We start from the raw sequence: 12,889 nt of genomic DNA on the forward strand, positions 1-12,889 counted from the left end.
GATATATTTACGCAATCGATTGCATTGTTAAATTATTTAAGAATTGATTGATAATTCTAGAAATAACAGGCTTTTTTAGGTGAATATAACCGGTTTTGTTATTCTTAATTTAACATTTTTTGTAGTCAAAATAGGATTAACCACCAATAGAATTAAAGAAAACGGGTAGAGAAGCACTCACTATTAATTTAACTAGCTAATTTTATGAAACGTATTTTATCTCAAAGATTACTGTTTTTTCTGAAAGTCCCGAGAAAACAAATTAAGGGCAGGCTGCAAAAGGTTTTTTTTCTGTTTATCCTGTTTAGTGCAAATTTAATTTTTGCTCAAACTACAGAAGTTAGCGGAACCATAATTGCTTCAGATTCCGGTGCTCCTCTTCCGGGAGTTACTGTATTAGAGAAAGGAACTTCGAATGGTGTAATAACCGATTTTGATGGAAATTATTCAATTAATTTATCCGGAGAAAATGCGGTTCTAGTATTTTCATTTGTTGGATACGCCACTCAGGAGGTTTCAGTAAATGGCCAAAGTACTATAAATGTGACCATGCAAGTTGATATGGGGCAATTAGATGAAGTTGTAATTGTCGATTATGGTTATGGAAGAGTTAGAAAGGAAGATATGACAGGTTCTGTAGCCACTATAGGTAGCCAGGAACTTGCTAAAATACCTGTGGCCAGTGCTGCCGAAGCTCTTAGTGGCCGATTGCCGGGCGTAAATGTTACTACCGCAGACGGAGAGCCTGGCGCTGAAGTGCGTATCAGGGTTCGAGGAGGTGGCTCTGTGACTCAGTCAAATGAACCTTTATATGTAGTTGATGGATTTATCGTTGATGGGATTAGAGATATCCCTCCTACAGATATTGAGAGTATTAACGTATTGAAAGATGCTGCCGCTACCGCAGTTTATGGAGCACAGGCTGCTAACGGGGTGGTTGTTGTAACTACTAAAAACCCTGTTGCAGGTAAGACTACGGTGACTTATAATAACTTTTTCCAATTTAATACTCTGCCAGAAGATCGCAGATATGAGGTTTTGTCGCCCTACGAATATGTCCTTGCTAATTATGAATATGCAAGGCTTCAGTCGACAACCGCTTTGGAAAATTTTGAAAGATTTTTTGGAGTGTATGATGATATTGATATCTACAGAAGCAGGGAGGGTACTGACTGGCAGGAAGAGCTATTCGGTGATCCGCGTCTTTCGCAGTATCATAATTTAACCGTGGGAGGAGGTACCGATAGAACCAAAATGAATTTGAGTGTTACCCATAATGATGATGAAGGTCTTTTGGATAATTCTGGTTTTAAAAGAACGGCAATAAACTTTAAACTCAATCAACAAATTGTAGATGATAAACTGGATTTAGATATCTCTACCCGTATTGCCGATATGGTAACTGACGGAGCGGGGACTTCTACCAATGCGCAAATAAAAATTAAAGATGCAGTACAAACCAGGCCCGTGAGCGGGATTGCTGATGAAATTGAAGTTGACCTGAACCAGGTGAATACAGATGATGATTATCAGCAATTTCTTAGGAGTCTTGTGAGCCCTGTAGAACTGGCCGAACAGGACTGGCGAAAAAGAGAACAAAATAATTATGTTCTTAACGCAGGTCTTAACTGGTCTATAATAGAGCAATTACAATTTAGAAGTACCTTTACAACCGAAAAGAATTTTGATGAAAACAAAAGATTTTTTGGACCACTTACCAGTGAATCATTTAACAATGGAGGGAGTATGCCGCTGGGACAGAAAACTACATCAACAAGTTATTCTTATCGTTGGCTTAATACCTTAAATTTCCAGTACAGTGAATGGGAAGATCATAAACTGGATTTTCTTCTAGGTCAGGAGATATACTCCAATGGCGGAGAAAGCACCTTTGTGCGAGCGGAGCAGTTTCGTCTTTCTATTACGCCTGAAGAATTATTTGCTAACATGTCATTCGGAGAATTTGACAGGCTTCAGACTCAGGAGGCAACCGAAACTAATCGTTTATCAGGTTTTGGAAGACTGGATTACCAGTTCAAAAACAGGTATATGATCACTGCAACCTTTAGAGCTGATGCATCAAGTAGATTCTCAGAAGAAAACAGGTGGGGATTCTTTCCTGCCCTGGCACTGGGATGGAAAATTGCAGAGGAAGAATTTCTTCAGGATAGCGATTTTGTAGATGAACTTAAATTACGTTTGAGTTACGGTCAAACCGGTAACGACAGGATTGATCCTACCGCAACACAATTTTTGTTTAGCCCGAATACATTCCGTGGCCCAGGTTTTAACGACAGGGAACAGGTGTACTATTCACCTAGCAGCGATGTCTTGTATAACCCTGACGTAAAATGGGAAACCACAATAAACCGTAACCTGGGGCTTGATTTTGTCTTCCTGAATCGTCGTATTAATGGTAGTTTAGACTTGTATTATAACACCACGAAAGATCTTCTTCTTAGATCGGCTATTCCACCTACCTCTGGTTTCAGTACTCAATGGAACAATGTGGGAACTACTTCAAATAAGGGTGTTGAATTAGGTATAAATGCAGGTATTATTGAGAGTGCCGATTTTAATTTGTCTGCTAATTTCAATATTGGGCTAAACCGTGCCAAGATAGAGGAATTGGATGGTACTGACGAAAGATTCTTCCGGTCCAACTGGGCAAGTACCGATCTTAATAACATCAATGATTTTTACCTTAGGGTAGGAGGAACTATTGGAGATGTGTATGGTTATGTGACAGATGGATATTATACAACAGATGATTTTGCAAGCTATGATGAGGCTTCAGATGAATATATCCTCAGAGAGGGTGTTCCTAATTCCACTTCTGTGGTTGGTAATACCGATATAAGACCTGGATTCTTAAAACTAAAAGATCTTAATGAAGATGGAATTATAAATGCTGAAGACAGGAAAGTGATTGGAAATACTTTACCGGATTTCCAGGGAGGTTTAGGTTTTAATGCGAACTTTAAAGGATTTGACGCCTCTATTTTCTTTAACTTCCAGTATGGGAATGACGTTTATAATACCGGGAAAATACAGTTTAATCAGTTCAGAAGGATTACCTACGGGAACTTATTGACGACCATGAGTTCTGATAATCGGTTCACTTATATCGATGTAGATGGTGAATATACCGGAACTCCTGGCGCAGTTGTAACAGATCTTGATCAATTAGCAGATCTCAACTCAGATAAAAATATCTGGTCGCATGTTAGTCATGGAGTTGCCGGGGCGGTAGTACATTCCTGGGCTATAGAAGATGGTTCTTTTATACGTTTAAACAATTTAACCTTAGGATATAGTCTACCGAAGGATGTAATCTCCCAGGTTGGTTTGTCCAGGTTCAGGGTTTACGCCGCCGGAAGAAATCTTCATATATGGACTAATTATTCAGGATATGACCCTGAGGTTAACAGTACTAATAATGGCTTAACTCCTGGTGTGGATTTTTCTTCTTACCCAAGAAGCAGGTCGTACGCTATAGGTTTGAACCTTAGCTTTTAATTAAAAACGAAATGATAAAGAATATGAAAACGAGATTATTATTAACGGCCATTATGGCCTTCGTTCTAAGTTCTTGTGAAAAGGACTTTATGGAACCAAAATCCATTTCAACATTTGATATTGATTATATCTATTCCAATGTTGATGATGCCAGAAACGGAGTTAATGCCATCTACTCTCATTTTAATCAGGATGCATTTCGGTCTAGGCTATCAAATAACATGACAGGGAATACTGATATTGAACATCAGTCGGGATGGACTAGTAATGGTGACCGTTACCAGATCTGGGATTTACAAGCTAACCCGGCCAACCGGGATCTTCAGATTGTCTGGACCTATGCCTATCAGGCTATCAGGGATGCCAATATTGCTATTGAAGGTATCCAGAATTCAGGGAATCTTGACGCTTCTGACGATACGGTAAGCAGAACTTTTAATCATTTAATAGGGGAAGCTTATACCTTGCGTGCCTACTGGTATAGTATGCTTATCTATTACTTCGGGGATGTGCCTTATATTACAGAAGCGCCAAAAGCCGGTGCTGATCTTAATCAGCCTAAAACCGATCGTAATATGATCTTATCTGGAGTGATCCAGGATATGATCGATGCCGAGGAACATATGATGTGGGCCGACCAGCTTCCTTACGGAGCTGAACAGGTAAACCGAGAATTCACTCTCGGTATGATTGCGAGGCTTGCATTACAGCGAGGAGGATATTTTCTTACTCCCGACCTTACCATGCAAAGGGAAGGGGATTACCTTGATTACTATCAGATTGCAAAGGATTATACCCAGAAATTAATAGAATTAAAAGACAGACAATTACCAAGAGATTACAGGCAGATTTTCTTAAATCAACATAATTCCAGGTCTCCTGTTAATTCTGATGTGCTTTTTGAGATTCCATTCGGAGATGGTCAGGGTGATGTTGGATGGAATATAGGAATTACTGTAGAAGGTGGACCAACTGCAGCACACGATTACGGATCTGGAAATAACTATATGGAAGTTACGCCAACCTACTATTTATCTTTTGATTCTGAAGACAGGCGCCGTGAAGTTACTACTGGGCTATTTAAGATTAATCAGGAGTTTGAACAGGAATTTGTTGAAGGTCCTCTTAATATCTCTCAGGGGAAATGGAATCGAGCCTTACTGGACCCTCCACCAGGATCTTCATCAGCGAAAGGGACTGGTATAAACTGGCCAATGATGCGTTATTCAGACGTGTTACTGATGTTAGCCGAAGCAGAGAATGAACTTAACGGACCTACTGCTGAAGCGCAGGAAGCACTTAAGCGTGTAAGGAGAAGGGCTTTTGAACCTGAAGACTGGCCAGAGAAAGTAGACCAGTATGTTGGCAATGTTTCTGCTTCTAAAGAAAGTTTCTTTGAGGCCATAGTGGATGAGCGTGCCTGGGAATTTGGAGGCGAGATGATTAGAAAGTACGAACTTATTCGCTGGGGTATCTATTCAGAGAAAGTGGAGGAAACTGTAGAGGAACTGAAAAGACTGGCAGATGCAGCCTTTAACGGTACTACCAATGAGCCTATTTACATGTACTGGAAAACAGACGAAAATGGGAATTTCATGGTACTTAATCCTGATCAAAATGTAGTGGCTCCACCAGATGACACATGGAATCAGGTTCCATTCTTATTAGCACTTCATGACGATGAAAGCACCTATCAGGAATGGATCTTAAAAGATTGGGAAAACTATATAAATGGACCTCAGCCAGGTGTTGTAAGATACATATTCCCGATACCAAATGAAGCTATTGAGAATAGTCGCGGAGTATTGCAGAATGATGGTTATGGATTTTAATTTGAACCTTAACAATTTTTAAATTATGAAAAACAGTAAAAGTTATATAAAAACGCTACTTGTTATTTTTGCAGCTGTACTGATGTTCAGTGCCTGCGAAAAGGATGATGAAGCATTTCAGCGTACCCGGCTTTTCAGGCCGGTGCTAAGCCAGGAAGGCCTTACTTCTGAAAGGAACACTATTATTGTAAATCTTGCTTCATTTAAGGAAGCGGAATCTTATACCATAGAAGTGAGCCGTGATACTTTTCAAACAGTATTATATACTATTGAAACAGATACCAGTTATGTTGTGATAAATAAAGAACTGGTTGGGGAAGAACTATTATGGGATGCTATTTACCAGGTAAGGGCACAAGCTCATGCAGATGACCCGACATACGATAGCCGGGTGGCAGACCTGGGAAATGTAAGGACACAGCGCTTTCCTACTATTCTGGAAATACCAGCAAAATTTGATGTGATAGATACTGCAGCCAGGGTTACCTGGGTTACGGCAGGAGCTCCTGTTACAGGTATAAAAGTGTTTGCTGGAGATGATGACAGGCTAACTAACCCTCTTTTTGAAGAGAGGCCGGTTACTGAGGAAGAACGTTTAGCAGAAGAAGCTATAGTTACTGGCCTTGAGCCGGAAACGGAGTATCAGATCGCCCTTTACAGTGAAGGGGAGCTTAGAGGATGGGTTCGCTATACTACGAAGGTTAGGGATATTGATCCTACTGCACCAGGTGTAATTGATCTTAGAGGTGATGAAAATCCCGAGGCAGTTTCTAATGCGGTGTCGACTGCGCCTGATGGTGCAATTATCCTCATAAGCAGAGGCTCGTTCTATGAATTCCCTGATGATAACCTTAATAAATCCATAACTATAAGGGCTGCTTATGGCTTTGGAGAAGAAAAGGCCCAATTATATACCACGGGGAACTGGGATATTGATAATAATTCCACTATTGATCATATCCGCTTTATTGGCCTTGAGCTAAGAGGTGAAGATTATACCGGTGATTATGTGTTCAATCCAAACCGTGAAAACGTGTATGTGGGGGAGGTATTATTTGATGACTGCAATATAACAAACTTCAGAGGAATCATGAGAATTCGTACTTCTGTGGTGGTTGATGAATATAAGATTCACAACTCTCTTATAGATACTATAGGAGGTTACGGAATTATTACTACAGATACTGATTTTGCAGATGAAAATACCGCTCATGTAAACCATATCGAATTAATCAATAGTACCTTCAATTATATAGATACAGGAATTACATCTAGGATGGGCTCTGAATCTATCACAATTGAAAACTGTACTTTCAATAACTTCATAGTTAATGGAGGAAGATTCTTCCGTTACCGTGGAAGTGAAGGACATAACAATGTGACGAATGGAATTGCCATCCGAAACTCGATTTTCGGTCATTCGTGGGATATGTCAGGAGAAGGAAATTATGGTTGTATACAGGGAATAGGAGATGGATTAGAGAGTACTAATTTTGCGATAGACAATGTATGGGGTACTAGTAATTTTTGCTTAAGAGAAGGTTCAGAGATTCCCGGGTTTCCGAGCTTCACCTATAGCGGAACAGCCCAGGAACTTTGGATAGCACCTGATCAAATGGATTTCAATTTTAGGGATCGAAGTTTCGGAGGTCGTACCAATTCTGGCGATCCCCGCTGGAGAGATGAATTATAATGTTAAGATGTTAGTTTTAGTTTGAATTAGGTTAAAAAGGTGCGGTGAGAGCCGCACCTTTTTAATAATATCCAATAAAAATTAATGGTAAAAAATAGAATTAAAACGATGCTTTTACTATGTCTGTTCTTTTCTCTTGTGAATTGCAGTACTGAGGGCCAGACAACAGAGAATCCTGATAGTGAAGGAAAGATAGAGCCGGGGCCCACTCCTGTTGAAGAGGATGCCTTTGCATTCCCCGGGGCCGAAGGTTTTGGCCGGAATACATCCGGAGGGAGAGGAGGTAAAATCTTGTATGTAACCAATCTTGAAGATTCAGGACCGGGAAGTTTTAGACAGGCAGTGGAAACTTTTGGTCCCAGGTATATCCTCTTTAAAGTTTCGGGAACCATTGAACTTAAATCCAGGCTTATTATTAGGAACGATAATTTAACAATAGCCGGTCAAACCGCACCTGGAGATGGAATAACCATAAAAGATTATCCCGTGGTTATTGATGCAGATAACATCATTATTCGTTTTCTTAGATTCAGGTTGGGAGATGAAGCCAAACAGCAAGCCGATGCCCTGGAATCGCGATTTCATAAGAACATTATTATAGATCACTGTTCTATGAGCTGGTCCACAGACGAAACAGTTACTTTTTATGCAAATGAAAATACCACCGTACAATGGTGCTTTATAACGGAGAGTCTAAGAAACTCTGTGCATGAAAAAGGCGAACATGGTTATGGAGGTATCTGGGGTGGGAGATATGCTTCTTTTCATCACAATTTGCTTGCCCATCATGACAGCAGGAATCCTCGCTTGGGCGAAGAAGCAGGAAAAGCTTTTGCTCTTACCGATTTAGTAGACCTAAGAAACAACGTTATATATAACTGGCAGGGAAATAGTGCTTATGGCGGTGAGGCTATGAATGTGAATATTGTGAACTGCTATTATAAACCCGGGCCGGCAACTACCAAAAATGAGAGGATTATTTCTATAGATAAGAATAAAAATGAGGGTACCGAGGTATATGATACCTGGGGGAGGTTTTATATCAGTGGGAATTATGTAGAAGGCAGCACCCGCGCCACCGAAGATAACTGGACATATGGGGTCTTTAACCAGTTTCATCACAGTTATGGTACTGTTTCAGAAGAGGAGAAAGATGAAATGCGTATTGATGAACCGAATGATATTCGAGGGAACGTAACTACGCACTCAGCCCAGGTGGCTTATGAGCTGGTTCTGGATTACGGTGGTGCGTCTTATAAAAGAGATGCAGTTGATAAAAGGATTGTAGAGAACGTGAGAAATTCGTCTTATAGCCATGAGGGGTCAAATGGCAGTACTAATGGAATTATAGATTCCCAGAGTGATGTTGGTGGCTGGCCCCGACTTGAATCTACTGAAGCACCTGTAGATACGTCAGGAGATGGCATGCCAGATGACTGGAAAGTGGAGAAAAGTCTCGATCCTCAAAATTTCCAGGCTAATGGACATGACCTTAGTACAGGATATGAAAATATAGAAATGTACTTAAATTACCTGGTAAAGGATATTTATGAGCAACCATAGCTGCTGCCGGTAAGCAGTACACAACAGGATAGAAATGACTTAAATAATTTCTTCTTTTGATTTATGATCAAGAGTAGGGGTATTGATTGATTAATAATTTGATTGAAAAATTATGATAATTAATGTTTAAAAATTGTTGATACTGCTTTTTTACGAGAAAAAACAATACTATTCTTAAAGGTTAAAAAATTTTTACTATATTCGTGTAATCGATTGCATAATTAAAAAAATAGACTCAATGACGAATTCAGAATTTAGATATGCACATCACCCCAATGATGTTAAAAGATATACTACCGAAGAGCTAAGGGATCACTTTTTAATTCCTGAGTTATTTGTGAAAGATCAGATCTCACTCACCTATACCATGTACGATCGCTATATTGCTGGTGGTGCATTTCCGGTTACAAAATCTCTGAAGCTTGAAGCTATTGATGAATTGAAGGCTGAGAACTTCCTTGACCGCCGGGAACTTGGAGTAATCAACGTGGGCGGTAAAGGTAAAGTTACTGTTGATGGTGAAGTTTATGAAATAGGTCACAGGGAAGCTCTTTATGTTGGTAAAGGGAATAAAGAGGTGATCTTTGAAGCGACAGAAGAGCAACCATATTTTTATATAAACTCGGCTCCCGCCCATCAGGCTTATCCCACTAAAAAAGTTACTAAAAAGGAGGCGCAGATTGTGGAGCTGGGAGATTCAAAATATTCAAATAAACGGATAATTAACAAGCTTCTGGTTAATCAGGTAGTTGATACCTGTCAGTTGCAAATGGGTATGACCGAGCTACAGGAGGGAAATGTATGGAATACCATGCCTCCCCATACTCATGAACGAAGGATGGAAATTTATTTTTATTTCGATCTAGAAGAAGGGCAAACCGTGAGTCATTTTATGGGGCAGCCCCAGGAAACCAGACACATCTTTCTTCAAAATCATCAGGCTGTAATATCTCCGGAATGGTCTATACATGCTGGTGCCGGAACCTCTAACTATACTTTCATCTGGGGTATGGCCGGTGAAAATATGGATTATGGAGATATGGACGGGGTGGAACCGTATGAACTGAAGTAATATGGATAAATTATTCAAATTAGAAGGAAAAGTCGCGCTTGTTACTGGCTGTAAAAGAGGAATTGGTTTTGCAATGGCCGAAGCCCTAGCCGAGGCTGGAGCCGATATTCTTGGGGTTTCAGCAAGTCTGGAAACCTCAGGTTCAGAGATCGAAAAAACTATTATAGCAAAAGGAAGAAAATTCAAAGCTTATCAATGCGATTTCTCTGATAGAAAGTCTTTGTATGATTTCATAGAAAAAGTAAAATCTGAAAATCCTAGAATTGATATTCTTGTTAATAATGCCGGCACTATTTTACGCGCACCGGCTGCCGAACATTCCGATGAATACTGGGATAAGGTGATAGAAGTAAACCAAAATGCTCAATTCATCCTGTCCAGGGAGTTAGGAAAGGAAATGATAAAACGGGGTAGTGGCAAAGTGATTTTTACCGCCTCCTTATTAACTTTTCAGGGTGGAATTACCGTACCTGGATATGCCGCATCAAAGGGTGCGATAGGCCAGTTAACAATGGCTTTGTCTAACGAATGGGCTTCTAAAGGAGTACAGGTAAATGCGATTGCTCCTGGTTATATTGCTACAGACAATACAGAGGCCCTTAGAAATGATCCTGATAGAAGTGAAGCAATCCTTGCAAGAATTCCTGCGGGACGCTGGGGAAAACCTGAAGATTTTAAAGGTCCAATCGTTTTTCTAGCCTCAAAAGCCAGTGATTATATGAATGGTTCTATCCTCACAGTAGATGGTGGCTGGATGGGCCGATAAATAATGAAAAAATGAGTAAAAAGAGTTTTATAACCGATAATTTTTTGCTGGAGAATAAATATGCTGAAGCGCTCTATCACGATTACGCTTCAAAACAGCCAATAATAGATTATCACAATCATTTACCTCCGCAGCAAATAGCGGCAGATGTCAATTTTGATAATATTTCGAAAGTCTGGCTTAATGGCGATCATTATAAGTGGCGTGCCATGAGAACGATGGGGGTGAATGAAAAATATATTACGGGTGATGCCAGCGATCAGGAGAAATTCGAAGCTTGGGGGAAAGTGGTTCCGGCAACCTTGAGAAACCCGTTGTATCACTGGACACATCTGGAATTGAAGCGTTATTTCGGAATCGATGAATTGCTGAATGGTGATAATGCCACAGAAATTTATAAAGAAGTGAATTCCCAGCTTCAGCAGCCTGAAAATTCATGTAGAGGTCTGCTTGCCCAAATGAATGTAGATACGCTTTGTACAACGGAAGACCCAACCGATATGCTGGAACATCATCAGAGCCTGGCTAAGGATGATTTCGGAATTAAAGTGAGCACTGCTTTTAGACCGGATAAAGCGATCATGATCGATGCGGAGGGATTTTTAGACTATCTTTCAGAATTAGGCAAAGCAGCCGACGTTAATATTAGTGGTTATAGCGACCTGAAAGATGCGCTAAGAAAGCGAATAGAATATTTCCACCAAAATGGTTGCAGATTATGCGACCACGGATTGAATTCAATTTCTTTTGAAGAATATAAAGATGCTGAGGTGGATGCGATCTTCAGTAAAAAACAAAACGGAAGTGAGCTTACTTTTGCTGAAATTGAAAAGTTCAAGACAGCGATCACTACGTATTTGAGCGAAACCTACCATGAGTTTGGCTGGGTACAGCAATTTCACCTCGGAGCTTTAAGAAATAACAACAAGCGAATGCTTGCTAAACTTGGCCCTGATACCGGTTGGGATTCGATTGGTGATTTTAAACAGGCTGAAAATCTTTCTAAATTCTTTGATTCCCTGGATGGAAAAGATAAGCTTGCCAAAACCATTATTTATAACCTTAATCCTGCTGATAATGCGATTTTCGCTTCGATGATCGGTAACTTTAATGACGGTTCGGTAAAAGGAAAGATTCAGTTTGGTTCCGGATGGTGGTTCCTGGATCAGAAAGACGGGATTATTGAACAACTAAACGCATTATCCAATATGGGACTTGTGAGCTGCTTTATAGGAATGCTTACAGATTCTCGTAGTTTCCTGAGTTTTCCAAGGCATGAATATTTTAGAAGAGTATTATGTAACTTGTTCGGTCAAGAAATGCAATCGGGGGAATTGCCCGATGACATGGAGCTGGTAGGTAAAGTGATTGCAGATATCAGTTATAATAATGCAAAGGAATATTTTGATTTTTAATGGCAGACTCTAAAAAAAATACAGGAACTATAGTCACATTTGGAGAGGTCCTTATGCGCCTTTCACCTTCTGAAAACCGGAAGCTGGTACAGGCCGATACTATGGACTTTTATTTTGGGGGAACCGAGATGAATGTAGCCACCTCTCTTTCAAATTTCGGTCTTTCCACCAGGCATGTGACCAATGTTTCTGATGATCTTGTTGGTGATGCCGCGGTGGCAGCAATGCGAAAGTATGGCATAGATGTCTCTGCGGTAAACCGGGTGGACCATCCGTTGGGTCTGTATTTCCTGGAGGTAGGTGCTTCCATTAGACCCAGCAGAATTGCTTATAATCGATTACACGGTGCCTTTGCCAATATAGATCCGGATGTTGTGGATTGGGATAAGATTTTGGAAGGCTGTACTTATTTTCACTGGACCGGGATTACACCAGCCATTTCTGAGAATGCCTATAAAACGCTGAAGAATGCGCTCAACCTGGCAAAAAAGAAAGGTATTACCATAACTGCCGATCCCGCTTACCGAAGCAATCTGTGGAAATATGGCAAAGATGGTCACGAGATTTTAAAGGAGTTGGTTTCATCTTCCACGATCTTTATAGGTGGAGTAAATGAGATCAACGAGATCCTGGGAACTGATTATCCTTTTGAGGAAGATGGATTTATTGAAGCCAGTAAGAGACTGATTGAAGAATGTCCCTCTATTGAGAAGGTGTTTGATAAGGTGAGAACGGGTCTTAGCGCGTCGTGGCAGAAGATCTACGGCCGTGCCTGGACGGGTAAACAATATATTACAACCGAAGAAATTGAAGTCGCTTCGGTAGTGGACCGTATTGGAACGGGAGATGCTTATGCCGCAGGATTGATCTATGGACTTCAGCATTTTGATGACGAAAAAGCACTTCGCTTTGCCAACGCGGCATGCGGCTTAAAACATACAATTTTAGGAGATGTCAACCTGGCGAGTGTAGAAGAAGTTTTGGAAGTGATGGAAGGGAATACCGGAGGTAGAATAAAAAGATAAAAAA

General features: G+C 40.4%; 8 protein-coding genes. All 8 read left to right on the plus strand.

Going from position 1 to position 12,889, the window contains the following annotated elements:
* Window positions 1-204: 204 nt before the first annotated feature.
* The 8 genes from NE848_RS03385 to NE848_RS03420 all read left to right on the plus strand — a co-directional run bounded on the left by NE848_RS03385 (window position 205) and on the right by NE848_RS03420 (window position 12,885).
* Complete coding sequence (locus NE848_RS03385; protein ID WP_252110798.1) at window positions 205-3,519, plus strand: SusC/RagA family TonB-linked outer membrane protein; 3,315 nt, start codon at window positions 205-207, stop codon at window positions 3,517-3,519.
* 23 nt (window positions 3,520-3,542) lie between these two features.
* Window positions 3,543-5,351 (plus strand): RagB/SusD family nutrient uptake outer membrane protein, encoded by a 1,809-nt coding sequence (locus NE848_RS03390; protein WP_252110799.1) that lies wholly within the window; start codon window positions 3,543-3,545, stop codon window positions 5,349-5,351.
* 25 nt (window positions 5,352-5,376) lie between these two features.
* Complete coding sequence (locus NE848_RS03395) at window positions 5,377-7,044, plus strand: DUF4957 domain-containing protein (RefSeq protein ID WP_252110800.1); 1,668 nt, start codon at window positions 5,377-5,379, stop codon at window positions 7,042-7,044.
* 84 nt (window positions 7,045-7,128) lie between these two features.
* Window positions 7,129-8,607, plus strand: a complete 1,479-nt coding sequence (locus tag NE848_RS03400) for a pectate lyase family protein (RefSeq protein WP_252110801.1) — start codon at window positions 7,129-7,131, stop codon at window positions 8,605-8,607.
* A 238-nt stretch (window positions 8,608-8,845) separates the two neighbouring features.
* Entirely contained in the window at window positions 8,846-9,679 is an 834-nt protein-coding gene (kduI, locus tag NE848_RS03405) for a 5-dehydro-4-deoxy-D-glucuronate isomerase (RefSeq protein WP_252110802.1), read from the plus strand.
* Window position 9,680: 1 nt separating this feature from the next.
* Window positions 9,681-10,445: an SDR family NAD(P)-dependent oxidoreductase gene (locus tag NE848_RS03410; protein WP_252110803.1), complete on the plus strand. Its 765-nt coding sequence runs from the start codon at window positions 9,681-9,683 to the stop codon at window positions 10,443-10,445.
* 11 nt (window positions 10,446-10,456) lie between these two features.
* On the plus strand, window positions 10,457-11,860 hold the full coding sequence (uxaC, locus tag NE848_RS03415; protein WP_252110804.1) for a glucuronate isomerase: 1,404 nt from the start codon (window positions 10,457-10,459) through the stop codon (window positions 11,858-11,860).
* Window positions 11,860-12,885, plus strand: coding sequence for a sugar kinase (locus NE848_RS03420; RefSeq protein ID WP_252110805.1), 1,026 nt, complete (start codon window positions 11,860-11,862; stop codon window positions 12,883-12,885). The genes uxaC and NE848_RS03420 overlap by 1 nt, the downstream gene beginning before the upstream one ends.
* Window positions 12,886-12,889 lie beyond the last annotated feature (4 nt).

It is taken from the genome of Gramella jeungdoensis (assembly GCF_023805255.1).
GTDB lineage: Bacteria > Bacteroidota > Bacteroidia > Flavobacteriales > Flavobacteriaceae > Christiangramia > Christiangramia jeungdoensis.

What these genes read in the sequence shown, in the direction of transcription:
- NE848_RS03395 (WP_252110800.1), top strand. Translation starts at nt 5,377, where the DNA reads ATGAAAAACAGTAAAAGTTATATAAAAACGCTACTTGTTATTTTTGCA.
- NE848_RS03420 (WP_252110805.1), top strand. Translation starts at nt 11,860, where the DNA reads ATGGCAGACTCTAAAAAAAATACAGGAACTATAGTCACATTTGGAGAG.
- NE848_RS03400 (WP_252110801.1), top strand. Translation starts at nt 7,129, where the DNA reads ATGGTAAAAAATAGAATTAAAACGATGCTTTTACTATGTCTGTTCTTT.
- NE848_RS03410 (WP_252110803.1), top strand. Translation starts at nt 9,681, where the DNA reads ATGGATAAATTATTCAAATTAGAAGGAAAAGTCGCGCTTGTTACTGGC.
- kduI (WP_252110802.1), top strand. Translation starts at nt 8,846, where the DNA reads ATGACGAATTCAGAATTTAGATATGCACATCACCCCAATGATGTTAAA.
- NE848_RS03390 (WP_252110799.1), top strand. Translation starts at nt 3,543, where the DNA reads ATGAAAACGAGATTATTATTAACGGCCATTATGGCCTTCGTTCTAAGT.
- NE848_RS03385 (WP_252110798.1), top strand. Translation starts at nt 205, where the DNA reads ATGAAACGTATTTTATCTCAAAGATTACTGTTTTTTCTGAAAGTCCCG.
- uxaC (WP_252110804.1), top strand. Translation starts at nt 10,457, where the DNA reads ATGAGTAAAAAGAGTTTTATAACCGATAATTTTTTGCTGGAGAATAAA.